General features: G+C 49.1%; 1 pseudogene. It reads right to left on the reverse strand.

What is annotated here, in order from left to right:
• Positions 1-81 precede the first annotated feature (81 nt).
• Positions 82-409 (reverse strand): annotated as a pseudogene (locus PZH32_RS11545) (VirB4-like conjugal transfer ATPase, CD1110 family); the annotation flags it as partial.

The raw sequence follows: 409 nt of genomic DNA on the forward strand, positions 1-409 counted from the left end.
CGCAACAATCCAAACAGTTATCCGGCAAGGTTTGAAGCACCTGCAAGCTGTCGCCGCAATAGATTTTATCCGTTTCTATCCTCATGCCGACACCTCGCCGGGCTTGGTCGTCATTACGCGGTAGAGTTCCGTATCTTTCGGGAAACGGTCAATAAAGGGCAAAATCACGTTGCCATAGAAGATAAGTCCCTCGCCCGCTTCGGAATGGGTTACATAGGTCATTTGCTGCTGCGAAATGTTAAGCTGCTTGGCAAGGATTTCCCGGTCGCCCTGGGCTTGGTTGAGCATATAGACAAAATCGCTGTTTTCAAAAACGTTTGAAACTTCTCTGCTCGTCAATAGGTCTTTGACGTTCTGCGTGATACCTGTCGGAATACCGCCCCACTTGCGAAAACGCTTCCAAATCTCG

The organism is Adlercreutzia equolifaciens, assembly GCF_029076695.1.
In the GTDB taxonomy this organism is placed as follows: Bacteria; Actinomycetota; Coriobacteriia; order Coriobacteriales; family Eggerthellaceae; genus Adlercreutzia; species Adlercreutzia equolifaciens_A.